20 protein-coding genes are annotated in these 19,164 nt (G+C 67.1%); 15 read left to right on the top strand and 5 right to left on the bottom strand.

Going from position 1 to position 19,164, the window contains the following annotated elements; genetic code table 11:
- Positions 1-327: 327 nt before the first annotated feature.
- The 7 genes from WS87_RS15945 to ptsP all read left to right on the top strand — a co-directional run bounded on the left by WS87_RS15945 (position 328) and on the right by ptsP (position 7,751).
- Positions 328-666: a P-II family nitrogen regulator gene (locus WS87_RS15945; RefSeq protein WP_006398175.1), complete on the top strand. Its 339-nt coding sequence runs from the start codon at positions 328-330 to the stop codon at positions 664-666.
- 33 nt (positions 667-699) lie between these two features.
- On the top strand, positions 700-2,217 hold the full coding sequence (locus tag WS87_RS15940) for an ammonium transporter (protein WP_059819831.1): 1,518 nt from the start codon (positions 700-702) through the stop codon (positions 2,215-2,217).
- 242 nt (positions 2,218-2,459) lie between these two features.
- Positions 2,460-3,749 (top strand): glutamate--cysteine ligase, encoded by a 1,290-nt coding sequence (gene gshA / locus WS87_RS15935; protein ID WP_059451518.1) that lies wholly within the window; start codon positions 2,460-2,462, stop codon positions 3,747-3,749.
- 25 nt (positions 3,750-3,774) lie between these two features.
- Complete coding sequence (gene gshB, locus WS87_RS15930; protein WP_059526250.1) at positions 3,775-4,731, top strand: glutathione synthase; 957 nt, start codon at positions 3,775-3,777, stop codon at positions 4,729-4,731.
- Positions 4,732-4,962: 231 nt separating this feature from the next.
- A complete protein-coding gene (locus WS87_RS15925) occupies positions 4,963-5,433 on the top strand; it encodes a PTS sugar transporter subunit IIA (protein ID WP_059526247.1) in 471 nt (156 codons plus the stop codon).
- Positions 5,434-5,507: 74 nt separating this feature from the next.
- Positions 5,508-5,777 (top strand): HPr family phosphocarrier protein, encoded by a 270-nt coding sequence (locus tag WS87_RS15920; RefSeq protein WP_006477716.1) that lies wholly within the window; start codon positions 5,508-5,510, stop codon positions 5,775-5,777.
- Between the two features lie 201 nt (positions 5,778-5,978).
- On the top strand, positions 5,979-7,751 hold the full coding sequence (gene ptsP / locus WS87_RS15915) for a phosphoenolpyruvate--protein phosphotransferase (RefSeq protein WP_059526298.1): 1,773 nt from the start codon (positions 5,979-5,981) through the stop codon (positions 7,749-7,751).
- A gap of 83 nt (positions 7,752-7,834) precedes the next feature.
- On the opposite strand, the gene WS87_RS15910 is transcribed toward ptsP, so the two are convergent.
- From WS87_RS15910 to gpmA, 3 genes are all read right to left on the bottom strand, one after another.
- The gene (locus WS87_RS15910) at positions 7,835-8,587 is read right to left on the bottom strand and encodes a HesA/MoeB/ThiF family protein (RefSeq protein ID WP_059526244.1); all 753 of its coding nucleotides are present in this window, start codon (positions 8,585-8,587) and stop codon (positions 7,835-7,837) included.
- A 112-nt stretch (positions 8,588-8,699) separates the two neighbouring features.
- Complete coding sequence (locus WS87_RS15905) at positions 8,700-10,241, bottom strand: S41 family peptidase (RefSeq protein WP_059526241.1); 1,542 nt, start codon at positions 10,239-10,241, stop codon at positions 8,700-8,702.
- A 249-nt stretch (positions 10,242-10,490) separates the two neighbouring features.
- A complete protein-coding gene (gene gpmA / locus WS87_RS15900) occupies positions 10,491-11,237 on the bottom strand; it encodes a 2,3-diphosphoglycerate-dependent phosphoglycerate mutase (RefSeq protein ID WP_059526237.1) in 747 nt (248 codons plus the stop codon).
- Positions 11,238-11,373: 136 nt separating this feature from the next.
- Here gpmA and WS87_RS15895 point away from each other — a divergent pair, with 136 nt between their 5' ends.
- The 5 genes from WS87_RS15895 (at position 11,374) to WS87_RS15875 (ending at position 14,298) form a co-directional block, all read left to right on the top strand.
- Positions 11,374-11,796 carry a rhodanese-like domain-containing protein gene (locus WS87_RS15895; RefSeq protein ID WP_059691433.1) on the top strand — a complete coding sequence of 141 codons (423 nt, stop codon included), beginning with the start codon at positions 11,374-11,376 and terminating at the stop codon, positions 11,794-11,796.
- Entirely contained in the window at positions 11,793-12,053 is a 261-nt protein-coding gene (grxC, locus tag WS87_RS15890) for a glutaredoxin 3 (protein WP_011658009.1), read from the top strand. Before WS87_RS15895 ends, grxC begins: the two co-directional genes overlap by 4 nt.
- 107 nt (positions 12,054-12,160) lie before the next feature.
- The gene (gene secB, locus WS87_RS15885) at positions 12,161-12,643 is read left to right on the top strand and encodes a protein-export chaperone SecB (protein ID WP_059681636.1); all 483 of its coding nucleotides are present in this window, start codon (positions 12,161-12,163) and stop codon (positions 12,641-12,643) included.
- A 26-nt stretch (positions 12,644-12,669) separates the two neighbouring features.
- Positions 12,670-13,668 carry an NAD(P)H-dependent glycerol-3-phosphate dehydrogenase gene (locus tag WS87_RS15880; protein ID WP_059526231.1) on the top strand — a complete coding sequence of 333 codons (999 nt, stop codon included), beginning with the start codon at positions 12,670-12,672 and terminating at the stop codon, positions 13,666-13,668.
- 105 nt (positions 13,669-13,773) lie between these two features.
- A complete protein-coding gene (locus tag WS87_RS15875; protein ID WP_059819830.1) occupies positions 13,774-14,298 on the top strand; it encodes an O-acetyl-ADP-ribose deacetylase in 525 nt (174 codons plus the stop codon).
- A 32-nt stretch (positions 14,299-14,330) separates the two neighbouring features.
- Here WS87_RS15875 and trmL read toward each other — a convergent pair whose 3' ends face one another.
- Complete coding sequence (gene trmL / locus WS87_RS15870) at positions 14,331-14,801, bottom strand: tRNA (uridine(34)/cytosine(34)/5-carboxymethylaminomethyluridine(34)-2'-O)-methyltransferase TrmL (protein WP_059691434.1); 471 nt, start codon at positions 14,799-14,801, stop codon at positions 14,331-14,333.
- Positions 14,802-14,908: 107 nt separating this feature from the next.
- Positions 14,909-15,721, bottom strand: coding sequence for a ComF family protein (locus WS87_RS15865; protein WP_059819829.1), 813 nt, complete (start codon positions 15,719-15,721; stop codon positions 14,909-14,911).
- An 83-nt stretch (positions 15,722-15,804) separates the two neighbouring features.
- Here WS87_RS15865 and WS87_RS15860 point away from each other — a divergent pair, with 83 nt between their 5' ends.
- The 3 genes from WS87_RS15860 to coxB all read left to right on the top strand — a co-directional run bounded on the left by WS87_RS15860 (position 15,805) and on the right by coxB (position 19,130).
- Positions 15,805-16,770 (top strand): methyltransferase domain-containing protein, encoded by a 966-nt coding sequence (locus tag WS87_RS15860; protein WP_059819828.1) that lies wholly within the window; start codon positions 15,805-15,807, stop codon positions 16,768-16,770.
- Positions 16,771-16,965: 195 nt separating this feature from the next.
- The gene (locus tag WS87_RS15855) at positions 16,966-17,490 is read left to right on the top strand and encodes a DUF2244 domain-containing protein (RefSeq protein ID WP_059599867.1); all 525 of its coding nucleotides are present in this window, start codon (positions 16,966-16,968) and stop codon (positions 17,488-17,490) included.
- 56 nt (positions 17,491-17,546) lie between these two features.
- Positions 17,547-19,130, top strand: a complete 1,584-nt coding sequence (gene coxB, locus WS87_RS15850; protein ID WP_059819827.1) for a cytochrome c oxidase subunit II — start codon at positions 17,547-17,549, stop codon at positions 19,128-19,130.
- The last annotated feature ends 34 nt before the right edge of the window (positions 19,131-19,164 follow it).

Genomic DNA, 19,164 nt, shown 5'->3' with positions numbered 1-19,164 from the left:
TGCATATTCAGTTGCATACGTGCCCATGATGCACGCATGACCGGAAATGGTGCGCCCGCGGCGCGATTTCCGGGCACGGCGCCCGCATGGGTGAATGGCCCGGTAAGCCGGGACGTGCGTGCACTCTAGCAACGATCCTTTCGGTGCGCCAGCAAACCGGGCCATGTTGGCCATTCGGCCGGGCTTCCGCACCTTTCAACATTAGATGCGACCCTGTTTAAGAGCGGTTCGAGGCGGTCTTCGCACGAACATGGCATGCGAGTTGCTGAGGAGAGACCGTTACACCATTCCAACCAATTCGACGGGACCACCCAGCGAGAGGACTTCATGAAACTGATTACCGCAATCATCAAGCCGTTCAAGCTCGATGAGACGCGCGAAGCGCTCTCCGCGCTCGGCGTCTCGGGCATCACGGTCACTGAGGTGAAAGGGTTCGGGCGCCAGAAGGGGCACACCGAGTTGTACCGGGGCGCCGAATACGTGGTCGATTTCCTGCCGAAGATGAAGATCGAGGCGGCCGTGTCCGACGATCTCGTCGACCAGGCGGTCGAGGCGATCGAGCGGGCCGCCCGCACCGGCAAGATCGGCGACGGGAAGATCTTCGTCACGCCGATCGAGCAAGTGATCCGGATCCGGACCGGGGAGACCGGCGCAGACGCGCTGTAACAGACAAAGACAAGCGACAAGAGGAAACCCGAGATGCGCAAACTTCTGATGTCCCTGCTGATGGCCGGTTCGCTGATCGCGGCCGGTGTCGGCCCCGCGCTCGCCGACGACGCGGCTTCCGCCGCGGCTGCGTCCGCGCCCGCCGCAACGGCGTCCGATGCGTCGGCCGCCGCCGCTCCGGCTGCTTCGGCGCCGGCCGCCACGGACGCATCGGCACCTGCCGCTGCCGCCGCACCCGCTTCGGGCGCCGCCTCCGACGCATCGGCCGCTGCCGCCGCGTCCGCGCCGGCCGCACCCGCCGCGCCGACCGAGCCGTTCTCCGTCGATTCGTCGAAGATCAGTGCCGGCGACACCGCGTGGATGCTGACGTCCACCGCGCTCGTGCTGTTCATGACGATCCCCGGCCTCGCGCTGTTCTACGCGGGCATGGTCCGCAAGAAGAACGTGCTCGCTACCGTGATGCAGAGCTTCGCGATCACCGCGGTGATCACGGTGCTGTGGACGGTGGTCGGCTACAGCCTCGCGTTCACGCCGGGCAACGGCTTCATCGGCGGGCTGTCGCGCGCGTTCCTGCACGGCATGAGCTACGTGAAGGGCGACAAGGCGACCACGCTGACCGTCAGCCACCTGGCGACGACGATTCCGGAATCGGTCTACTTCGTCTACCAGATGACGTTCGCGATCATCACGCCGGCCCTGATCTGCGGCGCGTTCGCCGACCGGATGAAGTTCTCGGCGATGCTCGTGTTCATGACGCTCTGGTCGCTGATCGTCTATGTGCCGATCGCGCACATGGTGTGGGAGCCGACCGGCTGGCTGTCGGCCGACGGCGTGCTCGACTTCGCGGGCGGCACCGTCGTGCACATCAACGCCGGTATCGCGGGCCTCGTGTCGTGCCTGATGCTCGGCAAGCGCGTCGGCTTCGGTCGTGAGTCGATGGCGCCGCACAACCTCGTGCTGACGATGATCGGCGGCTCGATGCTGTGGGTGGGCTGGTTCGGTTTCAACGCGGGTTCCGCGGTCGCGGCCGACGGCCGTGCCGGCTTCGCGATGCTGACGACGCAAGTCGCAACGGCGTGCGCGGCGCTCGGCTGGATGTTTGCCGAATGGATCTCGCACGGCAAGCCGTCGGTGCTCGGCATCGTGTCGGGCGCGGTCGCGGGCCTCGTCGCGATCACCCCGGCCGCCGGCTTCGTCGGCGTGACGGGTGCGCTCGTGATCGGTATCGCGGCAGGCGTCGTGTGCTTCTGGTCGGCGACGTGGCTCAAGTCGAAGCTCGGCTACGACGATTCGCTCGACGCGTTCGGCGTGCATGGCATCGGCGGGATTCTCGGCGCGCTGCTGACGGGCGTGTTCGCGGTCAAGGACATCGGCGGCGCCGACGGCAGCCTGCTGCTGCAGGCCAAGGGCGTGCTGATCACGCTGGTGTACAGCGGCGTGCTGAGCTTCGTGCTGCTGAAGCTGATCGACCTGACGATCGGCCTGCGCGTGACCGAAGAGGAAGAGCGCGAAGGCCTCGACGTGGTGCTGCACGGCGAGCACGTCGAATAAGTCGTACGGATGACGGCGGGCCGCCGCGCAGACGGCGCCCGCCCCGAATGAGCGCAGCGACTTCGGCCCGCCCGCCCGGCGGGCTTTTTTTCTCCTGCCGCGTGCTGCCGTAGCGCATAACCCTTCACGCTATCGGGTCAATAGCCGAAAACTTCCTCCAAACCCTTGCGAAGCCGGGAACAATCCCCAAATGGGCGGGGCAATTGCTCTACAATCTTCATTCTCCCGCTCGCGAGTGATTCATGGTTCCCCACCTCGTTACCGCGTTGAACGGTCCGCTGCTCGAGCTCGAGCAGAAGATCCTCGACGCGACGCCTGCGATCGAACGCTGGTTCAGGCTCGAATGGCAGGAACACACCCCGCCGTTCTATTGTTCGGTGGACCTGCGCAACGCCGGTTTCAAGCTGGCGCCCGTCGACGCGAACCTGTTCCCCGGCGCGTTCAATAATCTGCCGTCCGAAGTGCTGCCGCTCGCCGTCCAGGCCGCGATGGCCGCGATCGAGAAGATCTGCCCGGACGCGAAGAATCTGCTCGTGATTCCCGAGCTGCCGACCCGCAACGCGTTCTACCTGGAAAACGTCGCACGGCTCGCGACGATCATGCGCCAGGCCGGCCTGAACGTGCGCTTCGGCTCGCTCGACCCGAGCATCACCGACATGACGCCGATCACGCTGGCCGACGGCCAGAAGATCGTGCTCGAACCGCTCGAGCGTTCGCAGCGCCGTCTCGGCCTGAAGAATTTCGATCCGTGCTCGATCCTGCTGAACAACGACCTGTCGGCCGGGATTCCCGCCGTGCTGGAAAACCTGCACGAGCAGTACCTCCTGCCGCCGCTGCACGCGGGCTGGGCCGTGCGCCGCAAGTCGACGCACTTCTCGTGCTACGACGACGTCGCGAAGAAGTTCGCGAAGATGGTCGGCGTCGATCCGTGGATGGTGAATCCGTATTTCGCGCACGTCGAAGGCGTCGACTGGCAGGGCCATGAAGGCGAGCAGGCGCTCGCCGACGCGATCGACGGCGTGCTGAAGAAGATCGCGCGCAAGTATCGCGAATACGGGATCAGCGAAAAGCCGTACGTCGTCGTGAAGGCCGACGCGGGCACCGCCGGGCGCGGCGTGATGACCGTGCACGACGCGGCCGAGATCGGCCGCATGTCGAAGGCCGAGCGCGCGCAGATGGCCGAGTCGAAGGCCGGCCTCGCGGTGCGCGACGTGATCGTGCAGGAAGGCGTCTACACGTTCGAGCGCGTCGGCGACGAAGTCGCGGAGCCGGTCGTGTACATGATCGACCGCTACGTGGTCGGCGGTTTCTACCGAACGCACGGCGGCCGCGAGCGCGACCAGAACCTGAACGCGCCCGGCATGCACTACGTGCCGCTCGGCTTCGAGCACACCGCGCTGCCGGATGCCGGCGCGAAGCCGGGCGCCGCGCCGCCGAACCGTTTCTACATGTACGGCGTCGTCGCGCGCCTGTCGCTGATCGCGTCGTCGATCGAACTGGAAAAGACCGATCCCGAAGCCATCCAGGTGTAACGGCTTCGCTACGTACAGGACCCGCATGGACATTCTCTTTATCGCCGACCCGCTCGAGCGCTTCAAGATCTACAAGGATTCGACCTACGCGATGATGGCGGAGGCCGCGCGGCGCGGGCATGCGGTCTACGCGTGCCAGCCGCACCAGCTCGCGTGGACGGGCTCGGGCGTCGAGGCGGACGTGCAGCGCGTGACAATCGTCGGCGACACGGCCGATCTGCATCGCCATCCGTGGTACGAGACGGGCGCGCACGAATCGCGTCAGCTGACGTCGTTCGGCGCGGTGCTGATGCGCAAGGATCCGCCGTTCGACATGGAGTATGTGACGGCCACCTGGATGCTCGAGCTTGCCGAACGCGCGGGCGCACGCGTGTTCAACAAGCCCCAGTCGATCCGCGATCATTCGGAGAAGCTGGCGATCGGCGAGTTTCCGCAGTTCGTCGCGCCGACGCTCGTCACGCGCGACGCCGCGCGCTTGCGTGCGTTCCACGCCGAGCATGGCGACGTGATCGTGAAGCCGCTCGACGGCATGGGCGGGATGGGCGTGTTCCGCGTGAAGGCCGACGGGATGAATCTCGGCGCGATCATCGAGATGCTCGGCCACGACGGCACGCGCTCGCTGATGATCCAGAAGTTCATCCCTGAGATCACGGCCGGCGACAAACGCATTCTGCTGATCGCGGGCGAGCCGGTGCCGTATTCGCTCGCGCGGATTCCGCAAGGCAGCGAAGTGCGCGGCAATCTCGCCGCGGGCGGGCTCGGCGTCGCGCAGCCGCTGACGGCGCGCGACCGCGAGATCGCCGAGACGCTCGGGCCGGTGCTCGCCGCGCGCGGGCTGCTGCTGGTCGGGCTCGACGCGATCGGCGACTGGCTGACCGAGGTGAACGTGACGAGCCCGACGTGCTTCCGCGAAATCATGGAGCAGACGGGTTTCGACGTCGCCGCGATGTTCATCGACGCGCTGGAGCGGGCGGCCGCGTAGCCCGCTTTCCGCGCAAGCCCGGCGGCGGCCGCGCAGGTCCCCCGTCGCCGGAGCGGTTCGACCGGCCTGCTACAATGCCCGCTTGCCCGGTGCCGCGACCAGCGCGCCGAAGGCCCGGCGGTCGGGCCGAAACCGTTGCAAGGCTGAACATGAAACGATTCCCTCACTCGCTACGCTCGTTGCCCCGCTGCGGGGCGTCGGCCCGCCAGGGGCGGCCGGGGGCAGTCTGACATGGCCGGGATTCTGATCATCGCGCACGCACCGCTCGCCACCGCGCTGCGGGACTGCATCGCGCACATCTACGGCGGCGTGCCCGCGCGCATCGGGTGCATCGACGTGCTGGCGGACAGCGATCCCACCCAGGTGATGGCGTTCGCGCACGCGGAGCTCGCGCGGCTCAGGGAAGAAAATGGCGTCGTCGTGTTGACCGACATGTACGGCGCGACGCCCGCGAACATCGCGGGCCAGCTCGCGAAGCTCGACAACGTGCGCGTGCTGGCGGGCGTGAACCTGCCGATGCTGGTGCGGGCCGTCTGCTACCGGACCGTGCCGCTCGACAAGCTCGTCGACAAGGCGCTGTCCGGCGGCGCGAAGGGTGTCCACGAAGTCGCGGCCGGCACACCGCCGCCGCCGACCGAAGTCGGCTGCGGCCAGTGCGCGCCGATTCCGCCCGAGCCGCAACCGCGCACCGAATCGCACTAACTGCCCCGTTTTCCGTTTTAGACCGACCCGCCGACGCACGTCGCCGGCGGCCGCGACCGACCCGACCGAGAACCATGCTTCAACAAGAAACCACCATCGTCAACAAATTGGGGCTCCATGCACGCGCATCGGCCAAGCTTACGCAACTGGCCGGCAACTTCCAGTCGGAAGTCTGGATGACGCGCAACGGACGCAAGATCAACGCAAAAAGCATCATGGGCGTGATGATGCTGGCGGCGGGCATCGGCAGCACCGTGACGATCGAGACCGAAGGTCCCGACGAACGCGAGGCGATGGATGCGCTGCTCAAGCTGATTGCGGACAAGTTCGGCGAAGGTCAGTGATCCCCGTGCGGGATCGTTGTCGTTTCGAAGCAGAATGCCGCGTTTGTCGCGGCATTTTTTTCGTCCGCGGCATTGATGCGGAAATGGCAATGCTGCGCTGCACGCTGTCAGCATGGAGGTACGGAATTTATAATCGCTAACCGGGGTCATAAGCGCATCGCAGCAGTGTGCCGCGGCTTTACATGTACAGAGGAGGTGCGCGTGTCCTTCACGCTGCATGGCATTCCCGTCTCACGTGGTATCGCGATCGGGCGAGCGTACCTGATCGCGCCGGCGGCGCTCGACGTCGCCCATTACCTGGTCGAGGCGAACCAGATCGACGCCGAGGTCGCGCGTTTCAGCACGGCGCGCGAGGTCGTGCATCACGAGCTCGAGGCGCTGCGCGCCGACCTGACCGACGACACCCCGACCGAAGTGGCCGCGTTCATCGACGTCCACGCGATGATCCTGAGCGACGCGATGCTCGTGCAGGAAACCATCGACCTGATCCGCACGCGACGCTACAACGTCGAATGGGCGCTGACCGAGCAGCTCGAGCTGCTCACGCGCCACTTCGACGACATCGAGGATGAATACTTGCGCGAGCGCAAGGCCGACATCGAACAGGTGGTCGAGCGCGTGCTGAAAGCGCTCGCCGGTGCGCCGTCGGCGTCGCAGGCGCTCGATGGCGCCGCCGCGCAAGGCCAGAGCGAGATGATCGTCGTCGCGCACGACATCGCGCCGGCCGACATGATGCAGTTCAAGTCGCAGTCGTTCCAGGCGTTCGTCACCGATCTCGGCGGCCGCACGTCGCACACGGCGATCGTCGCGCGCAGCCTCGGCATTCCCGCCGCGGTCGGCGTCCAGCATGCGAGCGCGCTGATTCGGCAGGACGACCTGATCATCGTCGACGGCGACCAGGGGATCGTGATCGTTGATCCCGCGCCGATCGTCCTCGAGGAATATTCGTACCGTCAGTCCGAGAAGCTGCTCGAGCAACGCAAGCTGCAGCGGCTGAAGTTCTCGCCGACGCAAACCCTGTGCGGCACGAAGATCGAGCTGTACGCGAACATCGAGCTGCCCGACGACGCGAAGGCGGCGGTCGAGGCCGGCGCGGTCGGCGTCGGGCTGTTCCGCTCCGAGTTCCTGTTCATGCATCAGAAGGAGATGCCCGAGGAGGAGGAGCAGTTCGCCGCGTACAAGCGCGCGGTCGAGTGGATGAAGGGCATGCCGGTGACGATCCGCACGATCGACGTCGGCGCGGACAAGCCGCTCGAGGCGCTCGACGAAGGCTACGAGACGGCGCCGAACCCGGCGCTCGGCCTGCGTGCGATCCGCTGGAGCCTGTCCGAGCCGCAGATGTTCCTCACGCAGCTGCGCGCGATCCTGCGCGCGTCCGCGTTCGGGCAGGTGAAGATCCTGATCCCGATGCTCGCGCACGCGCAGGAGATCGACCAGACGCTCGACCTGATCCGAGAGGCGAAGCGCCAGCTCGACGACGCGGGGCTCGCGTACGATCCGAACGTGCGCATCGGCGCGATGATCGAGATTCCGGCCGCGGCGATCGCGCTGCCGCTGTTCCTGAAGCGCTTCGATTTCCTGTCGATCGGCACGAACGACCTGATTCAGTACACGCTCGCGATCGACCGCGCGGACAATGCGGTCGCGCATCTGTACGACCCGCTGCATCCGGCGGTGCTGCACCTGATCGCCTATACGCTGCGCGAAGCGAAGCGGGCCGGTGTGTCGGTGTCGGTGTGCGGGGAGATGGCGGGCGATCCGGCGCTCACGCGCCTGTTGCTCGGGATGGGGCTCACCGAATTCTCGATGCATCCGAGCCAGTTGCTGGTCGTGAAGCAGGAGATTCTGCGTGCGCATCTGAAGGCGCTCGAGAAGCCCACGGCCGACGTGCTGGCCGCATTCGAGCCGGAGGAAGTGCAGGCGGCGCTCAAGCGCCTGTCGGTCGCGGAGCCGCGCGCCGACGCGGCCGCCTAGGCGGCGTGGGCCGCGTCGCAGAACCGTCGAGAAGGTTGCGAAACGTCACGCATGCGCCATTCGGCGCATGCATCCTGCGCGCGTCAGTGCCGGCCCTGGCACACGGGGCAGTCGGCCTGGCGCGCGATCTTCATCGTCGTCCATTCCATCCGCAGCGAATCGAGCATCATCAGCCGGCCGTTGAGCGTCGTGCCGATCGCACCGATCACGCGTAGCGCTTCGGCGGCCTGCATCGCACCGATGATGCCGACCGTCGGCGCGAATACGCCCATCGTCGCGCACGCGACTTCCTCGAACGGCTGGTCTTCCGGAAACACGCACGCGTAGCAGGGCGCGGCCGGGTCGCGGAAATCGAACGTGCTGATCTGGCCGTCGAAGCGCAGCGCGGCGCCCGACACGAGCGGCACGCCGTGTGCGACGCACGCGCGGTTGATCGCATGGCGCGTCGCGAAGTTGTCGGTACAGTCGAGCACGACGGTGGCCCGCGGCACATGTTCATCGAGCCACGCATCGTCGACGCGCGCCGCGACCGCATGCACGGTCACTTCCGGGTTCAGCCGCGCGAGCGCGTCGCGCCCCGATTCGACCTTGCTGCGGCCGACCGATGCGGTCGCGTGGAGGATCTGCCGCTGCAGGTTCGTGAGGTCGACCGTGTCGGCGTCGACGAGCGTGATCGTGCCGACTCCGGACGCCGCGAGATACATCGCGGCCGGCGAGCCGAGACCGCCGGCGCCGACGACGATCGCATGCGCGTCGAGAAAGCGCTGCTGCGCCTCGATGCCGATTTCGTCGACGAGGATGTGGCGGGAGTAGCGGAGGAGTTGATCGTCGTTCATGGGGAAGTCGTGAGCGGGGCGGAAGCGCCAGCGTATCGATTCATTCTAGGCGCACATGAAAAACGGGCCATCGCGGTCTTCCCGCGATGGCCCGTCGGATGCCGGCCGGCGCTTACTGCGGTGCCGACGCGGGCTTCGGTGCGGCCGCCTTCGCGCCCGACGCCTTCGTGGTGGACGCGGCCTTGGCTGCAGGGCTCTTCGTCGTGCTCTCGGCGAGCAGCGACTTCGATTCCTGCACCGGCTTGCCCTCGAGCTTGTTGAGCGCCTGCTGCATCATGAAGTCGTCGGTGCTGCCGAACTCGATCGGCTTGCGATCGCGGTCCTTCTGGCGCTGCTCCGGCGTCTTCTTGTCGTTCTGCTCCTCGAGGACGCGCAGCTGGTCCATCCGGCGCTGCTCGCGTTCTTCCTGTTCCTTCTTCTCGTTCGGATCCTGCGTGTTCGCGAGGTGGTTCGTGTAGTCGACCTCGCGCGTCACGAGCACGTCGTCCGGATCGCCGTCCGCGTACTGATCGACCGGCACGTCGGGCGTGATGCCCTTGTTCTGGATCGAACGGCCGCTCGGCGTGTAGTAGTAGGCCGTCGTCAGGCGCAGCGCGGTGTCGGCCGTCATCGGACGGACCGTCTGCACCGAGCCCTTGCCGAACGTCGTCTTGCCCATGATCTGCGCGCGCTTCGAATCCTGCAGCGCGCCGGCGACGATTTCCGACGCGGACGCCGAATACGCGTTCGTCAGAACGACCATCGGCACGGTCTTGAAGACCGGCGGCAGGCTCTTCAGCGGATCGCCGTCGAAGGACGGCAGGCGGTAGTTGTCGTAGGTGTCGCGGTAGACCTGCTTCGAATCCGGGATCTGGCCGTTGGTCGACACGACGACGGAGTCGGGCGGCAGGAACGCGCCGGCGACGCCGACCGCGCTTTGCAGCAGGCCGCCGCCGTTGTTGCGCAGGTCGAGGATCAGGCCCTTCAGATTCGGCTGCTGGCGAGCGATGTCCTGCAGCTTCGCGGCGAGATCGGGCGTCGTGCGCTCCTGGAAGCTCGTGATCCGGATGTATGCGTAGCCCGGGTCGAGCAGCTTCATCTTGACGCTCTGGACCCTGATGATCGCGCGCGTGACCGTGATCGGGAACGTGCGGTCGTCGCTCTTGCGGAAGATCGTCAGCGTGACCTTGGTGCCCGGCTCGCCGCGCATCTGCTTGACGGCCTTGTCGAGCGTCATGCCGCGCACGGGCTTGTCGTTGATGCGGGTGATCAGGTCGCCCGGACGGATGCCGGCGCGGAACGCGGGGGTATCTTCGATCGGGGAGATCACCTTGACGAGACCGTCTTCCTGCGAGATCTCGATGCCGAGACCGGCGAAGCGACCCTTGGTCTGCTCCTGCAGTTCGTCATAGTCGGTCTTGTCGAGGAACGACGAATGCGGGTCGAGGCTCGACACCATGCCCTTGATCGCTGCCGTCAGCAGCTTCTTGTCGTCGACCGGTTCGACGTACTCGCGCTTGATCTGGCCGAACACTTCCGCGAACAGGCGGAGCTGGTCGAGGGGAAGCGGCGCCGTGGCGGTCTGCTCGGCCGACGCCGAAACCTGCAGCGTGGCGAATACGCCCGTGGCGAGGCCCGCGGCAATCAGGCCGATGTTCTTCAATTTCATTCGCATAGAGAGTCTGGTGCGGTCGGGAAGCGCGTGGCGGTAGCGGGGATGTAGCGGACAAGTATAACTGTTCGTCCGATTGCCCAGTGGAACGGTGCGAATTGGCCCCGGAGCCCTGGTTCCCGTCGGGTGCCGCCGGACGCGCAGCGGATTCGAAAGCGGATTCGACCGCACCGGGGCCGCGAAGGTTCGCGCCACACGCCGGGTTGGGCCGGGCAGGCCGCGCGCGCGGCGGCATGCCCGGCATCGCGGGTATCAGCCCGCCTTGCCCTGCTTCGCGACGGCAGCCTGTGCCTTCGCGATCGCGTCCTGGTCGCCCAGGTAGTAGTGCTGGATCGGCTTCAGGTTCTCGTCGAGTTCATACACGAGCGGCACGCCGTTCGGGATGTTCAGGCCGACGATGTCGCTGTCCGAGATGCCGTCGAGGTACTTGATCAGCGCGCGCAGCGAGTTGCCGTGCGCGGCGATCAGCACCTGCTTGCCCGCACGGACGGCCGGCGCGATCGATTCGTTCCACAGCGGCAGCACGCGCGCGACCGTGTCCTTCAGGCATTCGGTGAGCGGCAGCTGTTCGCGCGGCACCTTCGCGTAGCGCGGGTCGGCGAACGGCGCGCGTTCGTCGGTCGGCTCGAGCGCCGGCGGCGGCGTGTCGTAGCTGCGGCGCCACACGAGCACCTGGTCGTCGCCGAACTTGGCGGCCGTTTCCGCCTTGTTCAGGCCCGACAGCGCACCGTAGTGGCGTTCGTTCAGGCGCCACGAGTGGACGACCGGCAGGTACATCAGGTCCATCTTGTCCTGCACGTGCCACAACGTGCGGATCGCGCGCTTGAGTACCGACGTGTACGCGATGTCGAACGTGTAGCCTGCCTCCTTGAGCAATTCGCCGGCCTGGTAGGCCTCGTTGCGACCCTGTTCGGTCAGGTCGACGTCGACCCAGCCGGTGAAGCGGTTTTCCTTGTTCCACGTCGATTCGCCGTGGCGGATGAGAACGAGTTTGTACATGGATCTTGCGGTCGGTAGTGATAGGGAAGCGGGGCGCGTCGCGCGGTACCCGGTCCGGGCCCGCCATCGCGCAAGACGGTTATTTTATAATGGCAGGATTGTCCTTTTCCGATTTCTCTTTTTCCGGCGGCATTCCGTGACGTTCTTTACCAATTACACGAACCTGGCCCTTATCGCGATCCTGCTGGTTTCCGGCGGCCTGCTCGCATGGCCGGCCCTGCGCCGCGGCCGTGGCGGCCTGTCGGCCGCGGAGGCGACGCAGCTCATCAACCGCCGCAACGCGATCGTGATCGACCTGCGTACCGCGTCCGACTTCGCCGCCGGCCACCTGCCGTCGGCGCGTCAGGTCGCCGCCGGCGAGATCGGCGCGAAGATCGCGCAGGTCGCGAAAAACAAGAGCACCCCCGTGCTGCTCGTCTGCCAGAATGGCCAGCAGTCGCAGAAGGCGGCGCGCGAGGTCGAGGCGGCGGGCTATGCCGAGGTGCACGTGCTCGAGGGCGGCGTTGCCGCCTGGCAGCAGGCCGGGATGCCGGTCGTCAAACAAGGAGTGGCGAAGTGAGCAAGGTTTTGATGTACAGCACGCAGGTGTGTCCGTATTGCATCCAGGCCGAGCGCCTGCTGAAGCTGCGCGGCGTCGAGCAGATCGAAAAGGTGCTCATCGACCGCGATCCGGCCCGCCGTGACGAAATGATGACGCGCACGGGCCGTCGCACGGTGCCGCAGATCTACATCGGCGAGACGCACGTCGGCGGTTACGACGATCTGTCGAAGCTCGACCGCGAAGGCGGCCTCTTGCCGCTTCTGCAAGCGGCCTGATTAGGGCAGAATGGCCGCCGGTCGCGCCGCGGCTCGAGCGCGCAGGATTCAACCGAGGCGGCCGGCGTGAAGCCGGGCCGCCCCGTCACCACTTTTAGGGAAACACCATGTCCGACGTCGAAAACCAACCGTTCTTCAACATCCAGCGCGTCTACCTGAAGGATATGTCGCTCGAGCAGCCGAATTCGCCGGCGATCTTCCTCGAGCAGGACATGCCGTCGGTTGAAGTCGAAGTCGACGTCAAGGCCGACCGCCTCGCGGAAAGCGTGTTCGAGGTTGTCGTGTCGGGTACCGTCACCGCGAAGGTGAAGGACAAGGTCGCGTTCCTGATCGAAGCGAAGCAGGCCGGCATTTTCGACATTCGCAACATTCCCGACGAACAGCTCGACCCGCTCGTCGGCATCGCCTGCCCGACGATCCTGTTCCCGTACCTGCGCTCGAACATCGCCGACGCGATCACGCGTGCGGGCTTCCCGCCGATCCACCTGGCGGAAATCAACTTCCAGGCGCTGTACGAGCAGCGTCTCGCGCAGCTTCAGCAGCAGCAGGCCGGTGCCGCAGGCGCACCGAACGGCACGACGCTGAACTGACGTTTCACTCCGGACCGGTGCTGGGTATGAAAGTAGCCGTTCTCGGCGCCGGTGCCTGGGGCACCGCGCTCGCGGGCCATCTGGCCGCGCGGCACGATACGCTTCTCTGGGCGCGCGACGCCGCGCTGATCGCCGGGCTGCAGGCCCGGCACGAAAATTCCCGCTATCTGGACGGCATCGCGCTGCCCGATGCGCTGCGCTACGACGCCGATCTCGGCGCCGCGCTCGCGCACGGCGCCGCGGACGACGCGCTGTGCGTGATCGCCGCGCCCGTGGCCGGGCTGCGCACGCTGTTCGGCGCGATGCGCGACGCAGGCTGCGTGCCTGCGCACATCGTGTGGGTCTGCAAGGGTTTCGAGGCCGACACGCACCTGCTGCCGCACCAGGTGATCGCGGCCGAGTTGCCGGAGCAGCACAGCAACGGCGTGCTGTCGGGGCCGAGCTTCGCTCGCGAGGTCGGGCTCGCGCTGCCCGTCGCGCTGACGGTCGCAAGCACCTCCGCCGAGTGCCGCGAGCGCACGCTAGCCGCGTTCCATCACGGCGCGATGCGGATCTATACGGGTGACGACGTGGTCGGCGTCGAGGTCGGCGGTGCGGTGAAGAACGTGCTGGCGATCGCGACCGGCATCTCCGACGGCCTTGGGCTCGGGCTGAACGCGCGCGCCGCGCTGGTCACACGCGGCCTCGCCGAAATGTCGCGGCTCGGCGTCGCGCTCGGCGGCCGTGCGGAAACCTTCACGGGCCTCACGGGCCTCGGCGACCTGATCCTCACCGCGACGGGCGACCTGTCGCGCAATCGCACAGTCGGCCTGCAACTGGCGGCCGGCCGCTCGCTGAACGACATCCTCGGCGCGCTCGGCCATGTGGCCGAAGGCGTGCGCTGTGCGCAGGCCGTGCTCGCGCTCGCGCGCGCGCAAGCGATCGAAATGCCGATCACCGAAGCCGTATGCGGTGTGCTGTTCGACGGCGTCGCACCGCGCGATGCGGTCAGCGGCCTGCTGCGGCGCGACGCGCGCGCCGAATAACACTGACAAATCACACCGATTTTTGCGGCCGGGCGCGCCCGCGCAAAGCGGGCGGCGCCAAAGCGCACTACGCTTGAACAGTCTCCGGTGTTTCGGGAGGGTGTCATGCTGCAGATCGGTTCCACCACGTTCGACGCGCAACGCGTCGACATCACGACGCTCGACGTCGACGCGATCGTCAACGCCGCGAACGGTTCGCTGCTCGGCGGTGGCGGGGTCGACGGCGCGATCCATCGCGCGGCCGGCCCGGGCCTCCTGGCCGAGTGCCGCACGCTCGGCGGCTGCGAGACCGGCGACGCGAAGCTCACGCGCGGCCACGCGTTGCCGGCGAGGTACGTGATTCATGCGGTCGGCCCGGTGTGGCACGGCGGCGGGCGCGGCGAGCCCGAACTGCTTGCCGGATGCTACCGGCGCGCGATCGAGCTGGCCGAGGAAGTGGCGGCGACCTCGATCGCATTCCCGGCGATCAGCTGTGGTGTGTACCGCTATCCGGCCGAGGAGGCCGTCGACATCGCCGTCGGCACGGTCGCCGAAATGCTGCCGCAGGCGCCGAACCTCGCACGCGTGGTATTCGCGTGTTTTTCATCCGATATCTACGACCTGTATCGCGCGCGGCTCGCGCGCAGCTAACGTTGCGCGATGCGGTTCGGGCCGGGCGCGCGTCAGGCGCCGCCTTCGAAACCGGCCTGGCGCCACGCCTCGAACACGACCACGGCCACCGTATTCGACAGATTCAGGCTGCGGTTGCCTGGCCGCATCGGCAGGCGCACGCGCTGTTCGTTCGGGAAGCGTTCGAGCAATTCGGCCGGCAGGCCGCGCGTCTCGGAGCCGAACACGAACCAGTCGCCGGGCACGAACGCATGGTCGTGAAAGCGGCCCGAGCCGCGGGTCGTGAATGCGAACATCCGCGCGGGATCGGGTGCTTCGGTAGCGACGAACGCGTCCCAGTCGCGGTGCACGCGCATTTCCGCATACTCGTGATAGTCGAGGCCCGCGCGGCGCATCTTCGCGTCGTCGAGCGGAAAGCCGAGCGGCTCGATCAGATGCAGGCGCGCGCCGGTATTGGCGCACAGGCGGATCACGTTGCCGGTGTTCGGCGGAATTTCTGGGGCGACGAGGACGACGTTGAACATGGTTGGGTCTGGCTGGGCCGGCCGGGGCGGAGCAGCGTGCATTCCGTCCCGGCCGGCCGGTTCGTGACGGCCGTCGCCGCGAGCGGGCGGCCGGCCTCTCTAACTAATTAATCCCTGGCGGTGCGCAGCGCAACCAGATTCGTCACGCGCGCGGCACCCGCCGCCTTCAACGCATTCGCGGCTGCCGCGAGCGTCGCACCGGACGTCATCACGTCGTCGACGAGCGCCACGTGGCGGCCGGTGAGGTCGCCCGCCGCCGCGAACGCTGCCTGCACGTTGTCGCGCCGCGCACGCCGGTCGAGCCGCGACTGCGGCGCGGTTTCGGTCACGCGTGCAAGCAGCGCCGCGTCGGCGCGCACGCCGAGCCGGCGCGCGAGCGGCCGCGCGATCGCCCACGCCTGGTTGTAGCCGCGCGCGACGAGCCGTCCGCGCGACAGCGGCACCGGTGCGATCACGTCGAAGCGGCCGGCGGCGCGCATCGCGTCCGTGTCGTCGACCCGCTGCGCGAGCCGGGCCGCGAATTCCGCACCCAGCGCGAGCCGCGCATGAAACTTCAGGCCGCGCGCGAGCCCGTCGAGCGGGGCGCGGTAATCGGCGAGCGCGAGCGTCGCATCGAACGGCGGCGGAGTCGCGCGGCATGCGTCGCACCGGTACGCGGACGCGGAACCGGCGCCATCATGCCGGCCGCGCGCTCGGCGCGGCCGCGGCTGCCCGGCGCCCAGCGGCACCGCGCAGACGTCGCAGCGCAGTCGCGCTTCGTTCCAATACGCGGCGTCGCAGGCGCTGCACATCACCGTATGTGACAAATTGCCGCACAGCGCGCACCGATTCGGCAACGCGAGTGCGACGACGCGCATGGCTAGCGCACGAACCTGCGACAAAACGACGCGCATTGGGCGCGGGGCGAAACGGCGATCCATCGCGAACACTCCTGGCGGCCCCGTCTCGCTGAAGGCAGCGAGGCGAGCGAGTATACTTCGGGCTCTTCGCCAGTGTGCCTGACATGTCCCCAGCTTCGACTTCAACCGGCCGTCCGGCCAATGACGCCCGGCGTTTGCGGCGGATCTTCGATCGCCGCGCCGCCGCGTTCGACGCGGTCGCGTTCCTGCCGCGCGAGATCGCGCAGCGGATGAACGAGCGCCTCGAATACATCAAGGTGAGCCCCGCGGCCGTGCTCGACGCGGGGTGCGGTCCGGGCGACGACCTGCCGGCGCTGCGCGCGCGCTTTCCCGAAGCCCCGGTGTTCGGTGTCGACCTGTCCGGCGCGATGCTCGCGCGGGCGGGCCAGCGCGAGGTCGAGCAGGCGAGCTGGCGCCGCTGGCTGCCCGCGTCGCTCGGCCGGGCGCTGGGCCAGCGCGGCCCGCGCGTCGCGCAGGCCGACTTCTCGATGCTGCCGTTCGCGGCCGGCGCGTTCGACCTGATCTGGTCGAATCTCGCGCTGCACTGGCATTCGCGTCCCGATACGGTGTTCCCCGAATGGCAGCGCGTGCTGCGCGTGAACGGCCTGCTGATGTTCAGCACGCTCGGCCCCGATACGCTGCGCGAACTGCGCGCGGCCTGCGCGGACGCCGAAGCGGCGCTCGGCATCGCGCCGCCCGCCGCGCGCGTCGTCGATTTCGTCGACATGCACGACCTCGGCGACATGCTCGTCGAGAGCGGCTTCGAGATTCCGGTGATGGACCAGGAAGTGCTGACCGTCACGTACAAGACTGCCGATTCCCTGCTGGCCGACGTGCGTCGCTGGGGCGCCTATCCGTTCGACCGCGCGGTGCCGCAGCATGCGGCGCGGCGCTTTCGCGCGGCGCTCGGCGACGCGCTGGAAGCGCGCCGGCGTGCGGACGGCACGATTCCGCTGACGTTCGAAGTGATCTACGGCCACGCGTGGAAGGCTGTGCCGCGCACGACCGCCGAGGGGCATGGGATCGTGCGCATCGAAGATATCGGAAAGGGGCGTCCGAAGAATCGTTGAAGCGGTAAAGAGGGGTTTTGTTATGTCCGAAATTAGCGGCGCAAAGCGGGGTCGAATTGACGCGAAAAACGGCCGGGAAGCTTGTGGCGCTTGGCTCGCGGGCCGATAGCCGCTTGCTTGTGGATGCCATTGAACCCGCCTATAATGCGTCAGCTTGTCGTCCCGGGGTCCCCGCAATACGGGCCGGCGAGCCCGATGCAGGCATGCATCGCATGCCATTCGCGTGAGGCGGCGATGGAAGCAGCGAGGGTTTTGGCGGAGACGACGAACGGTGAGCCGGTCCTCGAAGACTGGCTCATGAAACGCAACTGTTCGGTGTCGCCGCGCCAGTTCGTGCTGTTTTACGCGTCGCTCGCGGGCTTCTCGCTGGTGATCGCGGCATTGCTGATGTGGCGGGGGGCCTGGCTCGTCATGCCCTTCACCGGAATCGAATTGCTGGCGGTAGGCGTCGCGTTTGCGGTCTACGCCCGTCATGCGGTCGATTACGAGCGCATCAGGCTGTTTCCGCACCGGCTCGTGATCGAGCGGATGGATGCGGAGCGGTTCACGCAGATCGAATTCAACCCGCGCTGGGTGCGGGTCGAGCCGGGTGCGACGCCACGCGATCCGATTCGACTGGTATCGCGCGGGCAGACCGTCGTAATTGGGCAGCATCTCGCGCAGCACAAGCGTGCGCAGTTCGCCGACGAACTGCGCGTGTCGCTCAGGCGCTGCGGCTGACGAGGCGCGGGCATCGACCGGAACGGGTCGACGGCTTGCGACGGGGGAGGGTTTGAATGGAAATTTTGGGTAAGGATGCTATGAAAACAATCAAGCGAGCCCTCACGGGCGTGCTGGCATGCAGCGGATTGCTCTTTGCCGGCGCTGCTCTGGCGGTCGGTGATAGCCCGGGCGGCCCCCGCGTCAACGAGATCAACTTTCAGCCGCCGGTCACGAAGATCGCCGAGGAGCTCTACGATCTCCACACGATGATGCTGATCCTGTGTACGGTGATCTTCGTCGGCGTGTTCGGCGTGATGTTCTATTCGATCTTCGCGCACCGCAAATCCAAAGGCCACAAGGCCGCCAATTTCCATGAAAGCACGACCGTCGAAATCATCTGGACGATCGTGCCGTTCATCATCGTCGTGCTGATGGCGCTGCCGGCCACGAAGGCCGTCGTCGCGATGAAGGACACGACCAACGCCGATCTCACGATCAAGGTCACCGGCTACCAGTGGAAGTGGGGCTACGACTACGTGAAGGGCCCGGGCGAGGGCATCAGCTTCCTGTCGACGCTCAGCACCCCGCGTGACGAAGTGATGGGCAAGAAGCCGATCACCGAGACGTACCTGCAGGAAGTCGACAATCCGCTCGTCGTGCCGGTCAACAAGAAGATCCGCATCATCACGACCGCGAACGACGTCGTTCACTCGTGGTACGTGCCCGCGTTCGGCGTGAAGCAGGATGCGATCCCCGGCTTCGTACGCGACACGTGGTTCAAGGCCGACAAGGTCGGCACGTTCCGCGGCTTCTGTACCGAACTGTGCGGCAAGGAACACGCATTCATGCCGGTCGTGGTCGTTGTGCTGTCGGACGACGACTATGCGAAGTGGGTGACTGCGCAGAAGGCCAAGCTGGCCAGCGCTTCGGTCGATCCGAACAAGGTTTACACGATGGCCGAACTCGTCGCGCACGGCGAGGAAGTCTACAAGGCGAACTGCGCGGCCTGCCACCAGGTGAACGGCAAGGGCCTCGGCGCCTTCCCGGCGATGGACGGCAGCCAGATCGTGAACGGCCCGATCGCCGGTCACGTCGAGCGCGTGCTGCACGGCAAGGGCGCAATGCCGTCGTGGGCATCGCTGTCGGACCTCGACATCGCGTCGGTCATCACGTACGAGCGCAATTCGTGGGGCAACCACAAGAACGACCTGCTGCAGCCGAAGCAAGTGGCTGACGCGCGCAACGGCAAGATGCCGGAAGACGCGGCAGGCGCGGCGGCTCCGGCCGAAGCGGCCTCGGCACCGGCGCAAGCCGCGTCGGGCGCGGAACCGGCGGCAGCATCGGCTGCGCTGTCGACGATCTACTTCGAGACCGGCAAGAGCGTGCTGCCGGCCGACGCGAAAGCGGCGATCGCCGCAGCGGCCGACTATGCGAAGGCACATCCGGACGCGAAGCTCGCGCTGTCGGGTTTCACCGACAAGTCGGGCTCGGCCGACGCGAACGCCGAACTCGCCAAGCATCGTGCACAGGCCGTGCGCGACGCGCTGAAGGCAGCAGGCGTGGCGGAAGACCACATTATTCTCAAAAAGCCGGAAACGATCACGGGCGGGGCTGACGCCAAGGAAGCCCGGCGGGTCGAGATCGGGCCGGCGGCTTGACGTGTCGCTCAGTTAGTCGACGTATTCGCATTAG

This window comes from Burkholderia sp. MSMB0856 (genome assembly GCF_001524645.2).
In the GTDB taxonomy this organism is placed as follows: Bacteria; Pseudomonadota; Gammaproteobacteria; order Burkholderiales; family Burkholderiaceae; genus Burkholderia; species Burkholderia diffusa.
The sequence above is the reverse complement of the archived record's forward strand: the minus strand, read 5'-3'. Positions and strand labels throughout refer to the sequence as shown.

Coding starts and splice junctions, on each gene's coding strand:
- coxB (WP_059819827.1), top strand. CDS start 17,547: ATGGAAATTTTGGGTAAGGATGCTATGAAAACAATCAAGCGAGCCCTC.
- WS87_RS15865 (WP_059819829.1), bottom strand. CDS start 15,721: ATGGATCGCCGTTTCGCCCCGCGCCCAATGCGCGTCGTTTTGTCGCAG.
- gpmA (WP_059526237.1), bottom strand. CDS start 11,237: ATGTACAAACTCGTTCTCATCCGCCACGGCGAATCGACGTGGAACAAG.
- WS87_RS15875 (WP_059819830.1), top strand. CDS start 13,774: ATGCTGCAGATCGGTTCCACCACGTTCGACGCGCAACGCGTCGACATC.
- WS87_RS15925 (WP_059526247.1), top strand. CDS start 4,963: ATGGCCGGGATTCTGATCATCGCGCACGCACCGCTCGCCACCGCGCTG.
- WS87_RS15860 (WP_059819828.1), top strand. CDS start 15,805: ATGTCCCCAGCTTCGACTTCAACCGGCCGTCCGGCCAATGACGCCCGG.
- WS87_RS15945 (WP_006398175.1), top strand. CDS start 328: ATGAAACTGATTACCGCAATCATCAAGCCGTTCAAGCTCGATGAGACG.
- WS87_RS15855 (WP_059599867.1), top strand. CDS start 16,966: ATGCAGGCATGCATCGCATGCCATTCGCGTGAGGCGGCGATGGAAGCA.
- gshA (WP_059451518.1), top strand. CDS start 2,460: ATGGTTCCCCACCTCGTTACCGCGTTGAACGGTCCGCTGCTCGAGCTC.
- trmL (WP_059691434.1), bottom strand. CDS start 14,801: ATGTTCAACGTCGTCCTCGTCGCCCCAGAAATTCCGCCGAACACCGGC.
- WS87_RS15880 (WP_059526231.1), top strand. CDS start 12,670: ATGAAAGTAGCCGTTCTCGGCGCCGGTGCCTGGGGCACCGCGCTCGCG.
- WS87_RS15920 (WP_006477716.1), top strand. CDS start 5,508: ATGCTTCAACAAGAAACCACCATCGTCAACAAATTGGGGCTCCATGCA.
- secB (WP_059681636.1), top strand. CDS start 12,161: ATGTCCGACGTCGAAAACCAACCGTTCTTCAACATCCAGCGCGTCTAC.
- WS87_RS15910 (WP_059526244.1), bottom strand. CDS start 8,587: ATGAACGACGATCAACTCCTCCGCTACTCCCGCCACATCCTCGTCGAC.
- WS87_RS15940 (WP_059819831.1), top strand. CDS start 700: ATGCGCAAACTTCTGATGTCCCTGCTGATGGCCGGTTCGCTGATCGCG.
- WS87_RS15905 (WP_059526241.1), bottom strand. CDS start 10,241: ATGCGAATGAAATTGAAGAACATCGGCCTGATTGCCGCGGGCCTCGCC.
- gshB (WP_059526250.1), top strand. CDS start 3,775: ATGGACATTCTCTTTATCGCCGACCCGCTCGAGCGCTTCAAGATCTAC.